The following is a 21,040-nucleotide window of genomic DNA, read 5'->3' as shown; positions in this document are numbered from 1 at the left end:
CAGGTTATTCGCGAGTAATCCAACTTTTATGCTTTGCCAAAATTCAGATGGGGAGAAAAATTGACGATATTTTCCTGCGGCGCCAGTACGTAGCCGCCCTGGTCGCCGTAAGCACTTAATACGGATTTTTGCATCGATGACTGACCAACCAGCTTCGCCAGCTCATCCATCCGGACCTGTAATAACTGCTTAACGTTGCTTTCGTTGTCCAGGACGAGGCGTAGCATCGGTTTGAGTTGTTCCTGCATCATGGCAGAGGGTTCCATCTCTTCCGTCAGGTGCGCGATTTGTTGCACCGCATTCACATAATTCATTTCGCTGGCGATGAGTTCATCCCATCGTCCTTCTGTCGCCAGGCGTAACATGAGCTGGCTTTTTTCGACAAGTTGTTGCCAGGCAAAATACAAGTGCGGTGCATGGTTCATCAGACAGGGTCCTGAATCAAAGAAGGGGAGAGTAAAGTCTCTTTCCAGGCATCGGCAATATTGCGCATCAATGTTTCCACTTCTTCGACTGCGGAGACATCGTTACGCAAATTCGCTTGCAGCAAACGCCTGACCATATAGCTATAGAGCGCAATTAAATTCTGGGTTAATTCATCCTGGCTTTCTTCTTCGAGGCTCACCTTCAGCCCATTCTCAATGATGTTGATAGCTTTCGATAAAGAAACGCCTTTACCTTCCAGGTTGTTGTCCTGCATAAACAGGCGTGCTCTTACCAGCGCACTCAACACGCCGTCAAATAGCATGGTAACCAGTTGCTGTGGACTGGCGCTCATCACGGCGCTCTCAACGCCAATTTGTGCATAGGCCAGCGTGCCTTTTGCGCTGTACATAGTCTCTCCTGAAGATTATTTCGAGTTGCTATTTGAGGTGTCGAATTGCTGTGTCAGATAGCTACTGGTGGAGTTAAGTGAGTTCATTAGCACATCCAGTTGGGTGAACTGGGCTTTGTAGCGCGCCATTAATGTATCGATACGTTCACTGGCAGCGTTGTACTGATCCGTCAAATTGTTCAGCGTTTTGCTTACACCATCTTTTGCAGCCTGGATTATCCCGGTGGAGGAGAGCCAACTGGTCAGGTTGCTGCTAATGCTGGTGGTTACGCCAGTGCTTTTACCGTCACCAATAAACATTTCACCTACGCCAGCGGCATCTTTCTTCAGGGCTGTTTGCAGCTTGTCGGTCGCTATTTCCAGCTTACCGGTACTGGCGTCGGTGGTAATACCGATTTGTGCCAATGTTTTATAGGCCGAACTGCTATGCGTATTGGCAAGCAGCGTTTTTAACTGGGTCTGGATGGTGCGCAGCGTGGAGTCACCGAGTAACGCGCCGTTGCTGGAGTCCTGACTTTCTGCCCCGGCATCGACTGCGGTGTATTTTGTTAAGCTGCTGAACGTATCCTGTAACGTGTTATAGGCATCCACCCACGCTTTAACCGCATTTTCAGCTTTGGAGGTGTCTTTGCTGATGGTGAGGGTCTGATTACCAGTGGTGACGTCATTCAGGTTGAGAGTGATATCTTCCAGAGCGTCACTGATAGTGTTGCTGCTGTTTTCAATCTCAACGTTATTAACCGTAAGTTTGGCGTTCTGCGCGGTGACGCTTTCAATCATGCCGTTACTGCTATCACCCGATGTTCCGTTGTAACCCATAAAACTTTGCAGGGCGCTGTCGCCGCTGACGCTCAGTTTCATGGCGTTATCGCTACCGGTATCATTGGCGGTGATAGACAAACGATACTCGCCGTTACCCACATTGATGATACTGGCGCTGACGCCGGCTTTGGCGTTGTTAATTGCATCGCGGATGCCAGAGAGTGACGAGTTAGCCGCGCTGATATCAATCGTGACGGGATCTTTTCCACCGCCTTGCTGGATGGTCAGTACGCTATCGCTGGTGGCGATGGCGGCTTTGTTGTCTTTTTGGCTGTTTTGGGTCGTGAGCGTCTGTGCTTGTGCCAGTTGGCTGACACTAATGGTGTATTTTCCGGCAATTGCGCTGCCCGTGGTGGTGGCGCTAAAAGCCGAGGAACTGCTGGTGGTTGAGGTAGCGGTAAATAAGTCGGCTTTATTCAGTGCCGTGTTGGCGGTCTGAAAACTCTCCAGCGCGCTTTTCAGCGTCCCGTAGGCGCTCAGTTTCGCGGTGTACGAGCTTTGCTGTTTTGATATCGGCGTCAGGGTAGATTTTTCTGCCGCCTCAAGACTGTCGAGGATGCTGCTGAGATCCAGCCCCGACCCAACCCCGAGCGTTGAAATACTAGCCATATATATTCCTTAATCATGCGACATGTAGAACGAATACCGGGGTTATCGGCGGAAGCGGGGCAAAGTTTACGATTTATTTTTTGGCTTAATGACACGAACAGCAACGAGGAAGGGGAGTATTTCGACGGCTAGAAAAAAATTCTAAAGGTTGTGAGTGACCAGACGATAACAGGGTTGACGGCGACGAAGCCGAAGGGTGGAAGCCCAATACTTAAACCGTAGAGCTAAAAAACAGGAATAAAAATTATGGCACAAGTCATTAACACCAACAGCCTCTCGCTGATCACTCAGAACAACATCAACAAAAACCAGTCTGCGCTGTCGACTTCTATCGAACGCCTGTCTTCTGGTCTGCGTATCAACAGTGCGAAAGACGACGCCGCTGGTCAGGCGATTGCTAACCGTTTCACCTCTAACATTAAAGGGCTGACTCAGGCCGCGCGTAACGCCAATGACGGTATTTCTCTGGCGCAGACCGCAGAAGGCGCACTGTCTGAAATCAACAACAACTTGCAGCGTGTGCGTGAGTTGACCGTGCAGGCAACCACTGGTACCAACTCTGATTCCGACCTGTCTTCTATTCAGGACGAAATCAAATCCCGTCTGGATGAAATTGACCGTGTATCCGGTCAGACTCAGTTCAACGGCGTGAATGTGCTGGCTAAAAACGGTTCTATGGCGATTCAGGTTGGCGCGAATGATGGGCAGACCATCTCTATCGATTTGCAGAAAATTGATTCTTCAACGCTGGGATTGAATGGTTTCTCCGTTTCGGGTCAGTCGCTGAATGTTAGCAGTTCCATTACTCAAATTACGGGTGATAAAGGAACGGAACCCTTTGGTGTTGATTTCACTGCTGTTGCGAAAGATCTGACTACTGCGACAGGTAAAACAGTCGATGTTTCTAGCCTGACGTTACACAATACACTGGATGCGAAAGGGGCTGCCACTGCACAGTTCGTCGTTCAATCCGGCAGTGATTTCTACTCCGCATCGATTGATCATACAAACGGTAAAGTCACGTTGAATAAAGCCGATGTCGAATATAAAGACACCGATAATGGACTAACGACTGCTGCTACTCAGAAAGATCAACTGATTAAAGTTGCCGCTGACTCTAAAGGCGCGGCTGCGGGATATGTAACATTCCAGGGTAAAAACTACGCTACAACGGTTACAACAGCGCTTGATGACGACACTGCAGCAACAGCCACAGGGAACAAAGTTGTTGTTGAATTATCTACTGCAACTCCGACTGCACAGTTCTCAGGGGCTTCTTCTGCTGATCCACTGGCACTTTTAGACAAAGCTATCTCGCAAGTTGATACTTTCCGCTCCTCCCTCGGTGCTGTACAAAACCGTCTGGATTCTGCGGTCACTAACCTGAACAATACCACCACCAACCTGTCTGAAGCGCAGTCCCGTATTCAGGACGCCGACTATGCGACCGAAGTGTCCAACATGTCGAAAGCGCAGATCATCCAGCAGGCGGGTAACTCCGTGTTGTCTAAAGCTAACCAGGTGCCGCAGCAAGTTCTGTCTCTGCTGCAAGGTTAATCGCCAAAATCGGACTAACCGATAATGACAGCAAACGCCAAATTGCCTGATGCGCGGCGCTTATCAGGCCTACAAGGTGAATCGCAGTTAATTAAATTTGCATATTCGTCCAGGCCGGATAAGGCGTTTACGCCGCATTCGGCAAGATAAAGCGTACGTTGTCAGATCTCTTAACCCCGCTTCCGGCGGGGTTATTCTGCTCGTTATTTACCGATCACCCTAAATAACCGCTTATTTCACCCATTAATCGTCCGATTAAAAAACCTGCAGAAACGGATAATTATGCCGATTACTTATATAACGCAGGGTTGTTTATCGTGAAATCACTCTATACCGCTGAAGGTGTAATGGATAAATACTCGCTGTGGCAGCGTTATATCCCGCTGGTGCGTCACGAAGCATTGCGCCTGCAGGTCCGACTGCCCGCGAGTGTAGAACTTGATGATCTCCTACAGGCGGGCGGCATTGGATTACTTAATGCCGTTGAACGTTATGACGCCCTGCAAGGAACGGCATTTACAACTTACGCAGTGCAGCGAATCCGTGGTGCTATGCTGGATGAACTTCGCAGCCGTGACTGGGTGCCACGTAGCGTGCGACGCAATGCGCGTGAAGTGGCGCAGGCAATGGGGCAACTGGAGCAGGAACTTGGCCGTAACGCCACAGAAACTGAAGTGGCAGAACGTTTAGGGATCGAAATCGCCGATTATCGACAAATGTTGCTTGATACTAATAACAGCCAACTCTTTTCCTACGATGAGTGGCGTGAAGAGCACGGCGATAGTATTGAACTGGTAAGTGACGATCATCAGCGGGAAAACCCGTTACAAAAATTACTGGAAAGTAATCTGCGTCAACGGGTGATGGAAGCCATCGAAATGTTGCCGGAGCGTGAACAGTTAGTATTAACGCTCTATTACCAGGAAGAGCTTAATCTCAAAGAGATTGGCGCGGTGCTGGAAGTCGGTGAATCGCGGGTCAGTCAGTTACACAGTCAGGCCATTAAACGGTTACGCACCAAACTGGGTAAGTTATAACTTAAGTAAATGCCGCACATTAATTTTGAATACCAGGAGTTCTTAATAATGATGCAGCACCAGAAAAGGCGGCCATTGAGTCGCTATCTTAAAGACTTTAAACACAGTCAAACCCATTGCGCATTTTGCCGTAAACTACTTGATCGCATTACGCTGGTTCGCGACGGCAAAATAGTGAATAAAATCGAGATTTCCCGTCTCGATACACTGCTTGATGAAAATGGCTGGCAGGAAGAACAAAAATCATGGTCCGCGTTGTGTCGTTTTTGCGGCGATTTACACTGCAAAACGCAGAGTGATTTTTTTGATATTATCGGCTTTAAGCAGTTTCTCTTTGACCATACTGAAATGAGCCCCGGTACTGTGCGCGAGTATGTGGTACGTCTACGTCGTTTGGGTAATTATTTAAGCGAGCAAGATATTTCCACCGACCTGCTGCAGGATGGTTTTCTTGATGAAAACCTGGCGCCATGGCTACCCACCACAAGCACCAATAATTACCGCATCGCATTACGTAAGTATCAGTGTTACCAGACGCAAACCAGCGGTGATCTTGCGCAGAATTCCCCCTGCATGTCAGCTTCTGATATATATTAAATAAGAATAAGATGTAGCAGACTTGTTTTTGTGTTTACAAACAATGGCTCTACACTGCAAACCAACAAAACAACATTCGGGGTGAATATGAAACTAGCACATCTGGGACATCAGGCGTTGATGGGCGTTATGGCCGTGGCGTTGGTTGCGGGTATGAGCGTGAAAAGTTTTGCCAACGAAGGCCTGCTCAATAAAGTAAAAGAGCGTGGCACGTTGCTGGTGGGACTGGAAGGGACTTACCCGCCGTTCAGCTTTCAGGGCGATGACGGCAAGTTGACTGGTTTTGAAGTGGAATTTGCCCAACAACTGGCAAAACATCTGGGCGTTGATGCCGCATTAAAACCGACCAAATGGGACGGGATGCTGGCGTCACTGGATTCTAAACGCATCGATGTGGTGATTAACCAGGTCACCATTTCTGATGAACGCAAGAAAAAATACGATTTTTCTACCCCTTACACCATTTCCGGTATTCAGGCGCTGGTGAAAAAAGGTAATGAAGGCACAATAAAAACCGCAGACGATCTGAAAGGTAAAAAAGTTGGCGTTGGTTTAGGCACCAACTATGAAGAGTGGCTGCGTCAGAATGTTCAGGGTGTTGATGTGCGCACCTATGATGATGACCCGACCAAGTACCAGGATTTGCGTGTAGGCCGTATTGATGCCATCCTGGTTGACCGTCTGGCGGCGCTGGATTTGGTGAAGAAAACCAATGATACGCTGGCAGTAACTGGCGAAGCCTTCTCCCGCCAGGAGTCAGGTGTGGCGCTGCGTAAAGGTAACGAAGACTTGCTGAAAGCAGTCAACGATGCCATTGCAGAAATGCAAAAAGATGGAACCTTGCAAGCCCTTTCCGAAAAATGGTTTGGTGCTGATGTGACCAAGTAATCAACGTATTGACTGGCCCTGCTATAAGTTGACAGTTTTTTGTCTGTAAAACGCCTGATGAACGTCATCGGGCGTTTTGTATTTCAGTGCCAGGTGCGGCCGCTCATGGTTATAAATAGCCACGGATTTTTTACTATTTTCCGGATCTGCAGGACGCGAGTTTTTCAGGAGCCCGTTTATTCGTTCAGCCAGCGCATTCTGGTCGCAGTCATAACCAACGGTCATTGAGCAGGTTATCCCGTTTCTCTCATGCACTGACTGATAAAGAGCTGGCTACTCCACTACTCGGTTCAGAATGTATACTTCGCCCCCAGCATGGCAGAGGCGTCACTGTATCCCTCGTCACCGAGCTGTACACCCACATTGCCCCACAGGTTCAGATGGTCATTAATCTGTCCCTCAACACCGGTTTTTACTTCTCCGATATTGCTGGCGCCGTCCTGATGTACCGTCACACCGTTCATGCGAGTGCCAAAATCACGGGTGTTGTGCAGCCAGTTCACCTCAACGAACGGACGGAACTCATGGGATTTGCCGTCATTCATTCTGTTGTGTTCCTTAATCCAGGTTTTCACGCCCAGACGAGTACCGACGTTACCGTCACCGGTGCTTTCAACACGGGTACCATTGCATTCATGGTGCTCATCAGCTTTTACGCCCATCCAGATAACCTGAGCCTGAGGCTGGACATACCATTCGTTCAGACTGCCATGGCTGCTGGTAAACTCACCGGCTTTCCAGGCATAACCGGTTTCCAGTGAGGCTGTCAGCCCTTTTGATTTCCAGGATTCCCCCGGCAGGCCGTCACCTTTCACATCGTTATCGAACCAACTGTACTGTGCCCAGCTATCCAGATAAGCCCCGCTATGTGTCTCATCATTAGCATACCAGGTGGCATACAGACCTGCGTTGTATCCTTTCACACTGCCTTTTGAACTGTATCCGGTACGTACAGAATCCGTATTGTTATGGTCATTACCGTAACCAGCCATAACTCCCAGATGCCAGCGGTCAGCGCTGTTCCGGCTCCACTGAGCCAGGTCACCGCCCAACTGCAGGACGTAACGGTTACCCTGTGTTTTCAGTTGACCTGTACCGTCACGCCAGCGGTTGTGTTCCCCTTCATGGTGCATCCACATGCTGGTTTTTTTCTGCTCGCCGGTAATCACATCGGTGTAATGCATCGGCCCCAGGCGTTCATGAAGACGGGATACGAACATGGTGTTTGCGGCAGCCATGTTCGCCGTGTAGGAGCCAGCTTCCGGACGCAGGTCGTTGTCATTACCACCGGGAGCAGGTTCAGGGGCAGGGGGTTGCATTGCTTTCAGAGCGTGCAGCAGGAACGGAGTGTTTTTACCACTGGTCAGATACCAGTTATCACTGTTGCTTCCCCGACCACGTCCCAGCGTGTAGTCATAAGCCCCGGCAGCAATACGCCCGGCCTGAATAAATTCAGCACTGTCAGCATTTCCGTCGACATGAATCAACTCAATACCGTTCAGTGTCTGTGCTCCGGTACCACCTGCATTTATAACAACCACACGGGTCTGACTGGAAGCATTGCCTTTAATAACCAGTTTGTCTGTTGCGGAGTTGTCATTCCCCAGAGCGGTGTTCATGAGCAGTAAGCCATTATTACCGGTATAGTTACCCCCGATCGTCAGTACATTACCCGGAGCATCGGCTCTCAGGTCAAGAGTACCGCTGTTGGTTACGTTCCCGGCGACACCACCAGAACCGGAGAGTGTCCCCTGCTGAGCGATAGTGACCTGGCTGTTAGCAAGCATGACAGGTGCATCAGCCTTGCCCAGAATCAGTGTGCCGGCAGTGTTAACCGAGCCAGCTCCCAGTCCGTCAGTATTAAGCACCTTCACCATTGCCTTATCTGCGATAGCAATGGTGGCATTCAGGGCGCGGCTGGCACCAGTAATATCGAACACGCCACCGCTGATGTTCAGGGAGCCAGAGCCGATGAGGGTACCTGCAGACAGGCCTCCACCTGTGAGGGTCAGATTACCGCCATTAATGTTCAGTATGGAACCTGCTGCGCTGTTCAGTTTACCTGCGGTCTGGCTGTGACCGTTCATGTCCAGCATGGTGTCGTCTGCCAGACGAATCTCGCTGGTCTGCCCCAGAGCACTGTTGCTGTTCATGCGAACATTGCCGCCGCGGATGTCTGTTACACCCGTGTAAGTGTTTTTGGAAGACAGAATCAGTGTTCCTTCGCCGGCTTTGGTCAGCGTTTTTCCATCCCAATCATGAGATAACTGAGCCGCATTGTTATCTGCAAGTCGTACCTTCAGCTCTAACACCGCGCCATATCTCAGGTCAAACGTGCCATATCCATTTCCTGAAGGGTCATTCCACTTCAGGGAAGAACTCACCTCTTTTACTGTCTGCCCGTTACCACTAAGTGATGTTAAAACATAGTCTTCAGCACCATCACTCAGTAGATTATTATGCTGATAAATATTATTTTCAGAGAGCCCTGTTATGCCCTTGGAGGTCGTCAACAAGCCGTACTCATTTTGCTTCCATATTGTCATGGCAGTATCAACATTAAGCACTGCACCGTTATTGAACTGAATACTTTTGGCAGTTAAATGACTGGAACCTGTGCTCATATTCAGCGATGAATCTGTGTCAAATACCGAACTTCCGCTAAAGGTGACATCAGCTCCCGAAACGGAAACATGTGTACCTGTACCCGCACTCAGATTGCCTTTTATCTCAGAGCTGGCGGAGTCTTTATTTGTAATGGACAGAGAATTACCATCAGCACTATTTTCAACATTATTCAAAACAATATCACCTTGAATGACAGAACCAGCGAAGAGATTCAACGAGTTAGTTCCACCATTCAGAGATATTGCGGTATCACAATCTTGCCCTCTGTTGCCAGATATCTCCCCGGACTCGAAGAGGTTAACGTTACCTCCCCGTCCGCCACTACCAGGCAATATCCTGCCATGATTATTTATCGTAATATCACTCCCGGATATAGCAGTACCACCATTACCTCCGTTGCCACCATTACCACCGTTACCAGTATTTTCAGAATGCATATTTTCACCGGGGTCACCACCATCACCACCATCACCACCAGTGCCGCCAATAATATTTCCATAATTATTTATTTCAATATTATTCCCAGATATGGCAATCCCACCAGTACCACCAATCCCACCAGTACCACCAGTGCCAAGGGGTAATGAATCAGTGGGATCATATTCATCTCTATCACCGCTACCACCTTCACCACCAGTGCCCCCCTGTCCGCCAGTTATATCTCCCGTATTATTTATCTTAATATTATTACCATATATAGCAGACCCTCCAATACCACCACTACCACCGGTACTCCCATTAATATTCGGATCGGTAGAAAATTCGAGACTACCTTCACCACCGCGAGCACCATCCCCCCCCTGGCCACCTGTAATGTTATGATTATTTGTTATCTCCATATTATTTCCGGATATGGCCGTGCCTCCATTCCCTCCGGTGCCGGCAGAAGACCCCCATACCGCCCACCAGGCACCACTACTACCTTGCCCGGCAGTGATGTTTCCGTTATTGCTTATTTGAAGATTATTGCCAGATATGGCCGTCCCACCAACAGCAGGAGTCCCAGTTAAACCACCGCTCTCATCGCCATAACCACTGGCTCCAGGCATACCGCCATCGCCACCTGTAATGCTTCCGTTGTTCGTAATGGTAAGATCATCTCCGGAAATAGCGGTACCTGCTTCACCTCCATCGCCCCCGCCATTACCATAACCCCCCCCCCCCCCTTACCACCGGAAATATCACCAGAATTAACAAGAGTAAAATTATTTCCAGTAATGGCTGTACCGCCCTGGCCTCCTGCAGATCCCATCTTAGTATGATCATCATCACCAGCCCATCCGCCTTCACCGCCACTAATGCTAGTACCGCTGTTAATTGTCAGGATATTTTCATCCTGTAACGAACCGGGTACAACATTAACAATGAGAGCATCTTCACCGGCTTCTCCATCATCACTACCTGGCATGCGATACGCGCCATCAGCACCAATGATATTTTCAGATATTTCTGCAGGGTTTCCTTCAGAAAGAGTGACTTCCATTTTGGCTCCCAAAGCAGGCTGAATGGTCAGAGTGGCAGATATAAGACTGCAAAGTAATGTAGTCTTCATTCCCTCTTGCGTTACGCCGAATGTTTTTCTGTTGTTTATATATACATTAAACCTTTCTTTTTTATTAATTTTGATTTTCACAAAAGCTCCAATTTTTTTGTTTAAGAATGGTGGATTAAATGTTTTGACTGTGTAAATGTCATTGGGAAATAATATGTATTATCTAATCATCATACAAATGATCGATGCGAGCATTATTGCAAATAAACAGAAAAAATCCATCTCAAGCAATCAGGTTGATTTTTTTTGACGAGTAATTTGAAATTGTAATGTTTTCTGGATGTTAGTTTGTTTATTTATTGGCGTAATTTTAGATAGTGACTGCTTCTCTGCTTTTTTATAAGAAAAGTGCCTGAAGATATCGTCATGGAATATAATATTTTTATCCTAAAAACAGACCTGGATATAAATAATAATTAATGCAGAGATAATGATTACCATATTAATGAACGGGTATGGATAACCATGCTTGATCAACCTAAGATGCCAGGAGAAGTTATCCCCGTAACCAGGGGACATCAGATTTTCTGCTTTATGGACATAAGCAGCCTTTACACCGTTACGTTCCTGATGACCCATCGGACATTCAACAGCATCACGGGACCACAAATCTGATTCTATTAACACACTACCTGCTATCGCCCGGAATCCAAGAGTACTACAGTTGCCATAGGCTCAACGAAAGACTGAGAAAAACGCTAAACTATGAATCATCCGCAGATCGGTTCAACCAGTGTGTTGCATCCCTCGGTTGAACTCACAGCCAGGAACGTGTCAACGCTACTCTGGGCGGGGCATAATGACAAAAAAGGGCGCTTTAATCGGCGCATTTTTTATTTATACGTTTCCTGCGTGCATAATAACAAGATCACAACAACACACATCGGAGGTTTTTATGCCACTGCATAATTTAACTCGTTTTCCACGGCTGGAGTTTATCGGCGCACCGACACCGCTCGAATATCTGCCACGTTTTTCTGATTATCTCGGGCGGGACATTTTCATCAAACGGGATGACGTCACCCCGTTGGCAATGGGCGGAAATAAGTTACGCAAACTGGAATTTCTCGCAGCAGACGCCTTGCGCGAAGGTGCTGACACACTGATTACAGCCGGAGCGATTCAGTCTAACCATGTGCGCCAGACTGCCGCAGTGGCCGCAAAACTTGGTCTGCATTGCGTGGCGCTGCTGGAAAATCCCATTGGCACTACCGCAGAAAACTATTTAACCAACGGCAACCGCTTGTTGCTGGATCTGTTCAATACTCAGATTGAAATGTGCGATGCGCTGACCAATCCTGATGCCCAACTGGAAGAGTTAGCGACTCGCGTCGAAGCGCAAGGCTTTCGCCCATACGTCATTCCGGTTGGCGGTTCCAATGCTTTAGGCGCGTTGGGCTATGTGGAGAGTGCGCTGGAAATCGCCCAGCAGTGTGAAGGGGCGGTTAACATATCGTCGGTGGTGGTGGCATCAGGCAGTGCCGGAACTCACGCCGGGCTTGCAGTAGGGCTGGAACAACTGATGCCTGAAACAGAACTGATTGGCGTGACTGTTTCACGTTCTGTTGCTGACCAGTTGCCGAAAGTGGTTAGCCTACAACAGGCGATTGCGAAAGAACTGGAGCTGACTGCATCAGCGGAAATTTTCCTCTGGGATGACTATTTTGCGCCTGGCTACGGCGTGCCGAATGACGAAGGCATGGAAGCGGTGAAACTGCTGGCGCGTCTGGAAGGCATTCTGCTTGATCCCGTGTATACCGGAAAAGCGATGGCGGGGCTGATTGATGGTATTAGTCAGAAACGCTTCAAAGATGAAGGACCGATTCTGTTTATTCATACCGGGGGCGCGCCTGCACTGTTCGCCTATCATCCCCACGTTTAGCGCCGGAAATGCTCATGCAAGAAAGTATACAACTGGTTATTGATTCTCTGCCGTTCCTGTTGAAAGGGGCAGGGTATACGCTGCAACTCAGCATTGGCGGCATGTTTTTTGGCTTACTGCTGGGATTTATTCTCGCGCTGATGCGCTTGTCACCCGTCTGGCCTGTGCGCTGGCTGGCGCGTTTTTATATCTCCATCTTCCGTGGTACGCCACTCATCGCACAGCTGTTTATGATCTACTACGGTTTACCGCAGTTTGGTATTGAATTAGACCCGATTCCGTCAGCGATGATTGGCCTGTCACTGAACACCGCCGCCTATGCAGCAGAAACGCTGCGGGCAGCGATTTCGTCCATTGATAAAGGTCAGTGGGAGGCGGCTGCCAGTATCGGCATGACGCCGTGGCAAACTATGCGTCGTGCTATTTTGCCACAGGCCGCACGGGTAGCACTGCCGCCGCTGTCGAACAGTTTTATCAGCCTGGTAAAAGATACTTCGCTGGCTGCGACGATTCAGGTGCCAGAGTTGTTCCGTCAGGCGCAGTTGATTACTTCGCGCACACTGGAAGTTTTCACCATGTATCTGGCGGCTTCGCTCATCTACTGGATTATGGCGACGGTGTTATCGACGTTGCAGAACCATTTTGAGAATCAACTTAATCGCCAGGAGAGGGATCCAAAATGAGTGCCATTGACGTTAAAAACCTGGTGAAAAAATTCCACGGTCAGACGGTGCTGCATGGCATAGATCTGGAGGTTAAAACCGGCGAAGTGGTGGCGATTATAGGTCCAAGCGGCTCCGGGAAAACCACGTTGCTACGCAGCATAAATTTGCTGGAACAACCGGAAGCGGGGACGATTACCGTCGGGGATATCACCATTGATACCGCGCGTTCGTTAAGTCAGCAAAAATCCCTGATTCGTCAGTTGCGCCAGCACGTTGGTTTTGTTTTCCAGAACTTTAATTTGTTTCCGCATCGTACGGTGCTGGAAAACATTATTGAAGGGCCGGTGATTGTCAAAGGTGAACCTAAAGAGGAAGCCACGGCGCGCGCACGTGAGTTGTTGGCGAAAGTTGGCCTTGCAGGTAAAGAAACCAGCTATCCACGTCGTTTATCTGGCGGTCAACAGCAGCGTGTGGCGATTGCCCGAGCGCTGGCGATGCGTCCCGAGGTGATTTTGTTTGATGAGCCAACGTCGGCACTGGACCCTGAGTTGGTGGGCGAAGTCCTGAATACTATCCGCCAGCTGGCACAGGAAAAGCGCACAATGGTGATTGTGACACACGAAATGAGCTTTGCCCGAGATGTTGCTGACCGCGCGATCTTTATGGACCAGGGGCGGATAGTAGAGCAGGGATCGGCGAAAGCGTTATTTGCCAATCCACAGCAGCCCCGTACCCGCCAGTTTCTCGAGAAGTTTCTACTGCAATAATAAGAAAAAATCAGCCCCGGTGAGTTAGTGACCGGGGCGAACCACTCTTCTGAAGACTCAATAAATGGTCAATAAATCAGCATAACTCATTAATAACATAAGAGAATGCGATGTCTTGCAAAAGTAATTCATTATCTGAATAATATAAATTATATATAAATCTTATTTATGTGATAGCTTGAGTTTTCAGTATAAATGATACTCACTCTCAGGGGCATTGCGGTTTACTATGCAGGATACGGATTTTTTTAGCTGGCGTCGCACAATGCTGTCGCGCTTTCAGAGGATGGAGGCCGCAGAAGAGGTCTACCATGAAATAGAGCTTCAGGCTCAGCAGCTTGAGTACGATTACTATTCGTTATGTGTTCGCCACCCGGTGCCATTCACGCGACCCAAAGTGGCTTTCTACACCAATTACCCTGAGTCGTGGGTTAGTTATTATCAGGCAAAAAACTTTCTCGCTATTGATCCCGTGCTCAACCCTGAAAACTTCAGTCAGGGCCATTTATTGTGGAATGATGACTTATTCAGTGAAGCCCAGCCATTATGGGAGGCTGCGCGTGCACATGGTTTACGCAGGGGAGTCACTCAGTATTTAATGCTACCGAACCGGGCGTTGGGATTTTTGTCATTTTCTCGTAGCAGTACGCGCGAAATACCCGTTCTTAGTGATGAGCTGCAATTAAAAATGCAGCTACTTGTGCGCGAAAGTCTGATGGCGCTGATGCGTTTAAATGATCAAATAGTGATGACGCCGGAGATGAATTTCAGTAAGCGGGAAAAGGAAATTTTGAAATGGACCGCGGAAGGTAAGACATCGGCAGAGATTGCGATGATCTTGTCAATCTCCGAGAACACGGTTAATTTTCATCAGAAAAACATGCAGAAAAAAATCAACGCGCCGAATAAGACCCAGGTTGCCTGTTACGCCGCCGCAACTGGCTTAATATGACCGCTATTACATTCTGCGTGCCAGGTATAAAACCGGCTGAAAGGTGTGCTTTCAGCCGGTTTTATATTACTGACGGTAGGCCTGTTTAATTTGCTTAACCGTTTTGGAAAATACCGCAGCCTGGGTTTCGTCTTCGATCAGCGCAAGCTGTTTTTCCATCTTTAACATCACGCGGCCCGCGTCAGCTTGTCCCATCGCCTGCAGCATCAGCGTCAGCATCGCTTTCAGGCAGGAGACTTCATTTGCCAGTTCTTGATTATTCTCGGCAGTAGAAAAATCAGGCGTACTCATTTATTTTCCTCGTCATGTTGCAATGAAAATTTGCAGTAAAAAATGTTAAGGCGGCGGAGTATACCATAAGCTTTGCTAAAAATAGCAGTGGTTGTTTTTTGGTCGCTGACGCCTCATTGATATTAAATGAGTTAATATAGTGGTTAATAAATATTTATATCATGAATGTTTTTTGTGCGTATTTATTGAGTTAATTAATGTTACATATTCATGCCGATGATTTTTCATTTATGCTGAATAAAGTCAATTTTTGTCACATTTCAGTCTAACAGACAGCTTACAACGCTGCGGTAGCTTTTTTGTGACGGACGTGACCATAACTGTGGACAATCGAATTATCAAAAATGAGAGAAAAATCGAATACCCACCATTTTTAACGTTTCAAAGTTGCAATAAAACCCGCTAATATACGGACGACTAACTATCAGTAGCGTTATCCCTATTTCTGGAGATATTCCTTTGATCAACGTTCTACTTGTTGATGACCACGAACTGGTGCGCGCAGGGATACGACGCATTCTGGAAGATATAAAGGGTATTAAAGTCGTTGGTGAGGCTTCCTGTGGTGAAGATGCCGTTAAGTGGTGCCGGGCAAATTCCGTCGACGTGGTGCTAATGGACATGAGTATGCCTGGCATTGGCGGCCTTGAGGCGACGCGTAAAATCGCCCGTTCAACCGCAGATGTCAAAATCATCATGCTTACGGTTCACACCGAAAACCCTTTACCAGCAAAAGTCATGCAGGCTGGCGCTGCGGGCTATCTAAGCAAAGGTGCGGCCCCGCAGGAGGTGGTGAGCGCGATTCGTTCTGTCTTTTCTGGGCAGCGTTACATTGCTTCTGACATTGCGCAACAAATGGCGTTAAGCCAGATCGAACCAGAAAAAACAGAAAGCCCATTTGCCAGTTTGTCTGAACGCGAATTGCAGATTATGCTGATGATTACCAAAGGCCAGAAGGTCAATGAGATTTCAGAACAGCTTAATCTCAGCCCGAAAACGGTGAACAGCTATCGCTACCGTATGTTCAGTAAATTAAACATTCATGGCGATGTTGAGCTGACTCACCTGGCTATTCGCCATGGTTTGTGTAATGCGGAGACGTTAACAAGTCAGTGAGTGTTCAGTTTGACGCAAAAGCGTTTTTAAAAACCGTCACCAGCCAGCCGGGCGTATATCGCATGTATGATGCTGGTGGTACGGTTATTTATGTCGGTAAAGCGAAAGACCTGAAAAAACGGCTTTCAAGCTATTTCCGTAGCAATCTCGCTTCGCGCAAAACGGAAGCGTTGGTCGCCCAGATCCAGCAAATCGATGTCACGGTGACTCATACTGAAACCGAAGCATTATTGCTGGAACACAACTACATCAAACTCTATCAGCCGCGTTACAACGTTTTGTTACGCGACGATAAATCTTACCCCTTTATCTTCCTCAGTGGCGATACGCATCCACGTCTGGCGATGCATCGCGGTGCGAAGCACGCTAAGGGAGAGTATTTCGGTCCGTTCCCGAATGGTTATGCGGTGCGTGAAACTCTGGCGTTGTTGCAAAAAATTTTCCCCATTCGCCAGTGCGAAAATAGCGTTTATCGCAATCGCTCGCGTCCATGTCTGCAATACCAGATAGGGCGCTGTCTTGGGCCGTGCGTGGCCGGGTTGGTTAGCGAAGAAGAGTATGCCCAGCAGGTTGAATATGTGCGCCTGTTTTTATCGGGTAAAGACGATCAGGTGCTTAAGCAACTGATTAGCCGCATGGAAACAGCCAGCCAGAATCTGGAGTTTGAAGAGGCGGCACGTATTCGCGACCAAATTCAGGCGGTGCGACGCGTCACCGAAAAACAATTTGTCTCTAATACGGGCGACGACATTGATGTTATTGGCGTGGCGTTCGATGCTGGCATGGCATGTGTCCATGTTTTGTTTATTCGTCAAGGCAAAGTGCTCGGTAGCCGTAGCTATTTCCCGAAGGTGCCGGGCGGTACGGAACTGGGCGAAGTAGTGGAAACCTTTGTTGGTCAGTTCTATTTACAGGGCAGCCAGGTGCGCACTCTCCCGGGAGAGATCCTGCTCGATTTTAATCTTAGCGATAAAACGCTGCTCGCCGATTCATTATCAGAACTGGCGGGGCGCAAGATTAACATTCAGACCAAACCGCGTGGCGACAGGGCGCGTTACCTGAAACTTGCGCGGACGAATGCAGCAACAGCGTTAACCACCAAACTTTCGCAGCAATCAACCGTTCATCAGCGGCTGACAGCGCTTGCCAGCGTGTTGAAATTGCCGGAAGTGAAACGGATGGAATGTTTCGATATCAGCCATACGATGGGCGAACAAACCGTCGCCTCGTGCGTGGTGTTTGATGCTAATGGCCCACTGCGTGCGGAGTATCGGCGCTATAACATCAATGGCATTACGCCGGGCGATGATTATGCGGCGATGAATCAGGTGTTGCGTCGGCGTTATGGTAAAGCCATCGATGACAGTAAGATTCCGGACGTGATCCTGATTGATGGTGGCAAAGGACAACTTGCGCAGGCGAAAAATGTCTTCGCCGAGCTGGACGTCCCCTGGGATAAAAACCATCCGTTGTTACTTGGCGTTGCCAAAGGGGCCGACCGTAAGGCTGGGCTGGAAACATTGTTCTTCGAGCCTGAAGGAGAGGGCTTTAGCTTACCGCCAGATTCGCCTGCGTTGCACGTCATCCAGCATATTCGCGATGAATCACACGATCATGCGATTGGCGGACATCGCAAAAAACGGGCGAAGGTCAAAAATACCAGCACCCTGGAAACCATTGAAGGCGTCGGGCCAAAACGTCGGCAAATGTTGTTGAAATATATGGGCGGTTTGCAAGGTTTACGTAACGCCAGCGTCGAAGAAATTGCAAAAGTGCCGGGTATTTCGCAAGGTCTGGCAGAAAAGATCTTCTGGTCGTTGAAACATTGATGTCTCTGTAGCAACATAGGGGTAATCTTACTGACAACAGATAGTTACCCGTCATTATGCAATTTAATATCCCTACGTTGCTCACACTGTTCCGTGTCATCCTTATCCCATTCTTTGTATTGGTTTTTTATCTACCTGTTACCTGGTCGCCGTTTGCTGCCGCGCTCATTTTCTGCGTCGCGGCGGTGACTGACTGGTTCGATGGTTTTCTGGCGCGTCGCTGGAACCAGAGTACCCGTTTTGGTGCCTTCCTTGATCCAGTAGCAGACAAAGTACTTGTCGCCATCGCCATGGTGCTGGTAACTGAGCATTATCATAGCTGGTGGGTGACCTTACCGGCGGCAACGATGATTGCCCGTGAAATTATCATTTCTGCTCTGCGTGAATGGATGGCTGAACTCGGTAAACGTAGCAGTGTGGCCGTATCCTGGATTGGTAAAGTCAAAACGACTGCCCAGATGGTCGCGCTGGCCTGGTTGCTGTGGCGCCCGAATATTTGGGTTGAGTACGCCGGTATTGCCCTTTTCTTTGTGGCTGCGGTGCTGACACTCTGGTCAATGTTGCAATATTTGAGCGCTGCCCGCGCAGATTTGCTTGATCAGTGATCGTTTCGACGCAAATTTCAGCAAACGATCAAAAGTGGTGAAAAATATCGTTGACTCAACGCGTCAGGTAAGTAGAATGCAACGCATCGAACGGCGGCACTGATTGCCAGACGATAGTAAAATCAAGTGATTAGCTGATTGCTTGATGATTGCGGGAATAGCTCAGTTGGTAGAGCACGACCTTGCCAAGGTCGGGGTCGCGAGTTCGAGTCTCGTTTCCCGCTCCAGTTTAAAAGGCATCGGCATTAAGCGGGTGTCTGGCTGAAAAGCCTGAAGAATTTGGCGCGTTAACAAAGCGGTTATGTAGCGGATTGCAAATCCGTCTAGTCCGGTTCGACTCCGGAACGCGCCTCCAATTTTTCCCGAGCCCGGATGGTGGAATCGGTAGACACAAGGGATTTAAAATCCCTCGGCGTTCGCGCTGTGCGGGTTCAAGTCCCGCTCCGGGTACCATGGGAAAGATAAGAATAAAATCAAAGCAATAAGCAGTGTCGTGAAACCACCTTCGGGTGGTTTTTTTGTATTTTCTTTTTCATTTCCGAAGATGCGTCCGAAGATGATTTTTCTCTGGACGCATCATCATTCATTTTCTCTGGCCACCAACTACGGGCACTACTTTAACTTTTCGGTCATATGCTGCTGTCTGTCGTGGGTTCTTATGCCCGGAAATTGCTTGCTTCTCTTCCAGGCTGCCTTCCAGATCAGAGATACCTTTTGCTTTCAGATCATGAAATGTGAAGTCTATTTGCAGATGAGGATATTTTTCCTGTGCTGCCGCTTTGACATCACGCCAACGAGAATTAAAACCATCACGGGTGTACTTGCCTCCGGTAGTTTGATGAATCACAAACAGACTACTGATTCCCGTTTTTAATGGCAGAGAGCGAGCCAGAGCTATCGCTTTCTGCAGACGAGGCGACCAGGCTTTGATTTGCTTAACGCCGGTTTTTCCCAGACGAATGTAGATCCCGGAATCGAACAGCTGGTCTTTCTGTAATGAAAGTACATCACTCTGTCTGGCCACACATAAGTAGGCAATTTCCATTGCCACGCGAACAACATCAGGAGACACTTCATAAACGGCCTGATATTCTTCATCCGTAATATAACGTTCTGAAGTGGTCAACAAAAACTGGCCACAGCTTTAGAGTTTTTCCAGAACAATCGTTCTGATTCATTCGGCGTCAAACCACCATTATATTGATGAGGTCTGAGCTGGCTGTAATATCCTGTGATGTAATTCGTTATTGCCGTGCTGGCTTCGCTAAAATTCGCGTAGCCATTATCCGGTACCCACTCTGTTTTCAGGCTTCTGAAGAACCGTTCCATTGGGCTGTTATCCCAGCAATTTCCCCGGCGACTCAGGCTTTGCTTTATCTGATATCTCCACAGTAACTGTCTGAAATTCCTGCTGGTATAGTGACTGCCTTGATCCGAGTGATACAGTAAATTAGCCGGTTTCCCCCGTGCTTCCCAGGCCATCGACAGGGCTTTACCTGTCAGTGCGGAATCAGGGAAAAATGACATCGCCCAGCCAACCGGTTTGCGGGAAAACAAATCGAGTACAACAGCCAGATAAGCCCAGCGTTTTCCCGTCCAGATATAAGTCACATCACCGCACCAAGCCTGATTAGGCTCGGTAACAGCAAACTGGCGATCCAGATAATTAGGGATCTCAATGTGTTCCTTAGACGCCTTCTTATAACGATGGCCAGGTTGCTGACAGCTGATAATATTGAGCGCTTTCATCAGCTTTGTTGCCCGCCAGCGGCTCAGTTTTATACCTTTGGTGGTGACCATTGCGGCAATGCTTCGCGCTCCTACTGAACCGTTACTTTCGTGATAAACTTCACGCACAAGGCTCAGTAATGCCACTTTCGTGGCGTCAGGCTTCCTGGGCTGCCGCCAGTATTTATAACTGCTGCGATGAACCCCAAACACGTTGCACACAACGGCAACAGGAAACCGCGCCCTGAGTTTCTCAACTAATGAGAATTGTTCAGGGAGTCTGACATCAAGAGCGCGGTAGCCTTTTTTAATATATCCCTTTCCATTTCAACGCGTTGAAGTCTTTTCTTCAACTCACGTATTTCAATCTGCTCAGGTGTCATGGGTGAAGCTATGGGTGATTTTCCCGCTCGCTCTTCTTTCAGTTGTCGAACCCATTTATCCATCGTGGATTTGCCGACATTCATCGCAGTGGCAGCGGCGGCAACGGTGTAATGCTGATCGAGTAGCTGGGCAGCCTCGAGGCGAAACTCGGGGCTAAAATTGCGTCTGTTACGTCCGGTCATAATGTCACCTGTTTTGACTATGAGGTGATGATATCACCTCTATTCAGGTGGCCAAATTCACTATGCCACTACAATCCACGATAGCTTTACACTTATCTTTTTTACAGATAGAGT

At 48.4% G+C, this 21,040-nt stretch carries 20 protein-coding genes, 3 tRNA genes and 3 pseudogenes; 15 read left to right on the top strand and 11 right to left on the bottom strand.

What is annotated here, in order from left to right; genetic code table 11:
* Positions 1-26 precede the first annotated feature (26 nt).
* The 3 genes from fliT to fliD are packed head-to-tail and all read right to left on the bottom strand — an operon-like array spanning position 27 to position 2,266.
* Positions 27-425 (bottom strand): flagella biosynthesis regulatory protein FliT, encoded by a 399-nt coding sequence (gene fliT, locus FEM44_RS24565; protein ID WP_135522136.1) that lies wholly within the window; start codon positions 423-425, stop codon positions 27-29.
* A complete protein-coding gene (gene fliS / locus FEM44_RS24560) occupies positions 425-835 on the bottom strand; it encodes a flagellar export chaperone FliS (protein ID WP_135522138.1) in 411 nt (136 codons plus the stop codon). The genes fliT and fliS overlap by 1 nt, the downstream gene beginning before the upstream one ends.
* A 15-nt stretch (positions 836-850) precedes the next feature.
* Positions 851-2,266 carry a flagellar filament capping protein FliD gene (fliD, locus tag FEM44_RS24555; RefSeq protein ID WP_135522140.1) on the bottom strand — a complete coding sequence of 472 codons (1,416 nt, stop codon included), beginning with the start codon at positions 2,264-2,266 and terminating at the stop codon, positions 851-853.
* Between the two features lie 246 nt (positions 2,267-2,512).
* Here fliD and FEM44_RS24550 point away from each other — a divergent pair, with 246 nt between their 5' ends.
* From FEM44_RS24550 to tcyJ, 4 genes are all read left to right on the top strand, one after another.
* Positions 2,513-3,823: a FliC/FljB family flagellin gene (locus FEM44_RS24550; protein ID WP_135487637.1), complete on the top strand. Its 1,311-nt coding sequence runs from the start codon at positions 2,513-2,515 to the stop codon at positions 3,821-3,823.
* 317 nt (positions 3,824-4,140) lie between these two features.
* The gene (gene fliA, locus FEM44_RS24545) at positions 4,141-4,860 is read left to right on the top strand and encodes an RNA polymerase sigma factor FliA (RefSeq protein WP_064529323.1); all 720 of its coding nucleotides are present in this window, start codon (positions 4,141-4,143) and stop codon (positions 4,858-4,860) included.
* Positions 4,861-4,905: 45 nt separating this feature from the next.
* Positions 4,906-5,457, top strand: coding sequence for a flagella biosynthesis regulatory protein FliZ (fliZ, locus tag FEM44_RS24540; RefSeq protein WP_135522198.1), 552 nt, complete (start codon positions 4,906-4,908; stop codon positions 5,455-5,457).
* An 87-nt stretch (positions 5,458-5,544) separates the two neighbouring features.
* The gene (gene tcyJ / locus FEM44_RS24535; RefSeq protein ID WP_130218652.1) at positions 5,545-6,345 is read left to right on the top strand and encodes a cystine ABC transporter substrate-binding protein; all 801 of its coding nucleotides are present in this window, start codon (positions 5,545-5,547) and stop codon (positions 6,343-6,345) included.
* A gap of 21 nt (positions 6,346-6,366) precedes the next feature.
* Here tcyJ and FEM44_RS24530 read toward each other — a convergent pair.
* Positions 6,367-6,612, bottom strand: a pseudogene (locus FEM44_RS24530) (integrase core domain-containing protein); the annotation flags it as partial.
* Positions 6,613-6,635: 23 nt separating this feature from the next.
* A complete protein-coding gene (locus FEM44_RS25705; RefSeq protein ID WP_441316624.1) occupies positions 6,636-8,891 on the bottom strand; it encodes an autotransporter outer membrane beta-barrel domain-containing protein in 2,256 nt (751 codons plus the stop codon).
* 423 nt (positions 8,892-9,314) lie between these two features.
* Here FEM44_RS25705 and FEM44_RS25700 point away from each other — a divergent pair, with 423 nt between their 5' ends.
* Positions 9,315-9,557 (top strand): hypothetical protein, encoded by a 243-nt coding sequence (locus FEM44_RS25700; protein ID WP_240731800.1) that lies wholly within the window; start codon positions 9,315-9,317, stop codon positions 9,555-9,557.
* Positions 9,558-9,979: 422 nt separating this feature from the next.
* Here the strand turns inward: FEM44_RS25700 and FEM44_RS25695 are convergent, their stop codons facing one another.
* Together FEM44_RS25695 and FEM44_RS25690 are read right to left on the bottom strand one after the other, a co-directional pair.
* Positions 9,980-10,606, bottom strand: coding sequence for a hypothetical protein (locus FEM44_RS25695; RefSeq protein ID WP_240731799.1), 627 nt, complete (start codon positions 10,604-10,606; stop codon positions 9,980-9,982).
* A 438-nt stretch (positions 10,607-11,044) separates the two neighbouring features.
* Positions 11,045-11,176: pseudogene (locus FEM44_RS25690) on the bottom strand (tyrosine-type recombinase/integrase); the annotation flags it as partial.
* Positions 11,177-11,420: 244 nt separating this feature from the next.
* On the opposite strand from FEM44_RS25690, the gene dcyD reads away from it, so the two are divergent.
* From dcyD to sdiA, 4 genes are all read left to right on the top strand, one after another.
* Positions 11,421-12,407: a D-cysteine desulfhydrase gene (gene dcyD / locus FEM44_RS24515; RefSeq protein WP_135522144.1), complete on the top strand. Its 987-nt coding sequence runs from the start codon at positions 11,421-11,423 to the stop codon at positions 12,405-12,407.
* Between the two features lie 14 nt (positions 12,408-12,421).
* Positions 12,422-13,090, top strand: a complete 669-nt coding sequence (tcyL, locus tag FEM44_RS24510) for a cystine ABC transporter permease (RefSeq protein WP_130223595.1) — start codon at positions 12,422-12,424, stop codon at positions 13,088-13,090.
* Positions 13,087-13,839 (top strand): L-cystine ABC transporter ATP-binding protein TcyN, encoded by a 753-nt coding sequence (gene tcyN, locus FEM44_RS24505; RefSeq protein ID WP_130218658.1) that lies wholly within the window; start codon positions 13,087-13,089, stop codon positions 13,837-13,839. The genes tcyL and tcyN overlap by 4 nt, the downstream gene beginning before the upstream one ends.
* Positions 13,840-14,068: 229 nt before the next feature.
* Positions 14,069-14,791, top strand: a complete 723-nt coding sequence (gene sdiA / locus FEM44_RS24500; RefSeq protein WP_130208555.1) for a transcriptional regulator SdiA — start codon at positions 14,069-14,071, stop codon at positions 14,789-14,791.
* Between the two features lie 66 nt (positions 14,792-14,857).
* On the opposite strand, the gene yecF is transcribed toward sdiA, so the two are convergent.
* A complete protein-coding gene (yecF, locus tag FEM44_RS24495; protein ID WP_000106474.1) occupies positions 14,858-15,082 on the bottom strand; it encodes a DUF2594 family protein YecF in 225 nt (74 codons plus the stop codon).
* The gene (locus tag FEM44_RS24490) at positions 15,069-15,236 is read right to left on the bottom strand and encodes a hypothetical protein (RefSeq protein ID WP_225567257.1); all 168 of its coding nucleotides are present in this window, start codon (positions 15,234-15,236) and stop codon (positions 15,069-15,071) included. The genes yecF and FEM44_RS24490 overlap by 14 nt, the downstream gene beginning before the upstream one ends.
* Before the next feature lie 305 nt (positions 15,237-15,541).
* Here FEM44_RS24490 and uvrY point away from each other — a divergent pair, with 305 nt between their 5' ends.
* The 6 genes from uvrY to FEM44_RS24460 all read left to right on the top strand — a co-directional run bounded on the left by uvrY (position 15,542) and on the right by FEM44_RS24460 (position 19,085).
* Positions 15,542-16,198 (top strand): UvrY/SirA/GacA family response regulator transcription factor, encoded by a 657-nt coding sequence (gene uvrY, locus FEM44_RS24485; protein WP_135522146.1) that lies wholly within the window; start codon positions 15,542-15,544, stop codon positions 16,196-16,198.
* On the top strand, positions 16,195-18,027 hold the full coding sequence (uvrC, locus tag FEM44_RS24480; protein WP_135522149.1) for an excinuclease ABC subunit UvrC: 1,833 nt from the start codon (positions 16,195-16,197) through the stop codon (positions 18,025-18,027). Before uvrY ends, uvrC begins: the two co-directional genes overlap by 4 nt.
* Positions 18,028-18,083: 56 nt before the next feature.
* A complete protein-coding gene (gene pgsA / locus FEM44_RS24475) occupies positions 18,084-18,632 on the top strand; it encodes a CDP-diacylglycerol--glycerol-3-phosphate 3-phosphatidyltransferase (RefSeq protein ID WP_001160187.1) in 549 nt (182 codons plus the stop codon).
* Positions 18,633-18,783: 151 nt separating this feature from the next.
* Positions 18,784-18,859, top strand: a tRNA-Gly gene (locus FEM44_RS24470).
* 54 nt (positions 18,860-18,913) lie between these two features.
* Positions 18,914-18,987 (top strand) — tRNA-Cys (locus FEM44_RS24465).
* An 11-nt stretch (positions 18,988-18,998) separates the two neighbouring features.
* Positions 18,999-19,085: transfer RNA gene (locus FEM44_RS24460), tRNA-Leu, on the top strand.
* A 130-nt stretch (positions 19,086-19,215) separates the two neighbouring features.
* Here the strand turns inward: FEM44_RS24460 and FEM44_RS24455 are convergent.
* Both FEM44_RS24455 and FEM44_RS24450 read right to left on the bottom strand, forming a co-directional pair.
* Positions 19,216-19,749 (bottom strand): annotated as a pseudogene (locus FEM44_RS24455) (tyrosine-type recombinase/integrase); the annotation flags it as partial.
* 5 nt (positions 19,750-19,754) lie between these two features.
* A protein-coding gene (locus tag FEM44_RS24450) for an IS3 family transposase (RefSeq protein WP_138159227.1) occupies positions 19,755-20,926 on the bottom strand; the annotation gives its coding sequence in 2 pieces (ribosomal slippage) (positions 19,755-20,671 and positions 20,671-20,926; 1,173 coding nt in all).
* Between the last annotated feature and the right edge of the window lie 114 nt (positions 20,927-21,040).

It is taken from the genome of Escherichia sp. E4742 (genome assembly GCF_005843885.1).
Taxonomy (GTDB): Bacteria; Pseudomonadota; Gammaproteobacteria; order Enterobacterales; family Enterobacteriaceae; genus Escherichia.
Note: the sequence above shows the minus strand (reverse complement) of the source record. Positions and strands in the feature narration are given on the sequence as shown.

Excerpts from the sequence above, each read along its gene's own strand:
- fliT (WP_135522136.1), bottom strand. The coding sequence starts at position 425 with ATGAACCATGCACCGCACTTGTATTTTGCCTGGCAACAACTTGTCGAA.
- fliS (WP_135522138.1), bottom strand. The coding sequence starts at position 835 with ATGTACAGCGCAAAAGGCACGCTGGCCTATGCACAAATTGGCGTTGAG.
- fliD (WP_135522140.1), bottom strand. The coding sequence starts at position 2,266 with ATGGCTAGTATTTCAACGCTCGGGGTTGGGTCGGGGCTGGATCTCAGC.
- FEM44_RS24550 (WP_135487637.1), top strand. The coding sequence starts at position 2,513 with ATGGCACAAGTCATTAACACCAACAGCCTCTCGCTGATCACTCAGAAC.
- tcyJ (WP_130218652.1), top strand. The coding sequence starts at position 5,545 with ATGAAACTAGCACATCTGGGACATCAGGCGTTGATGGGCGTTATGGCC.
- FEM44_RS25705 (WP_441316624.1), bottom strand. The coding sequence starts at position 8,891 with ATGACAATATGGAAGCAAAATGAGTACGGCTTGTTGACGACCTCCAAG.
- FEM44_RS25700 (WP_240731800.1), top strand. The coding sequence starts at position 9,315 with ATGATTATTTATCGTAATATCACTCCCGGATATAGCAGTACCACCATT.
- dcyD (WP_135522144.1), top strand. The coding sequence starts at position 11,421 with ATGCCACTGCATAATTTAACTCGTTTTCCACGGCTGGAGTTTATCGGC.
- tcyL (WP_130223595.1), top strand. The coding sequence starts at position 12,422 with ATGCAAGAAAGTATACAACTGGTTATTGATTCTCTGCCGTTCCTGTTG.
- tcyN (WP_130218658.1), top strand. The coding sequence starts at position 13,087 with ATGAGTGCCATTGACGTTAAAAACCTGGTGAAAAAATTCCACGGTCAG.
- sdiA (WP_130208555.1), top strand. The coding sequence starts at position 14,069 with ATGCAGGATACGGATTTTTTTAGCTGGCGTCGCACAATGCTGTCGCGC.
- yecF (WP_000106474.1), bottom strand. The coding sequence starts at position 15,082 with ATGAGTACGCCTGATTTTTCTACTGCCGAGAATAATCAAGAACTGGCA.
- pgsA (WP_001160187.1), top strand. The coding sequence starts at position 18,084 with ATGCAATTTAATATCCCTACGTTGCTCACACTGTTCCGTGTCATCCTT.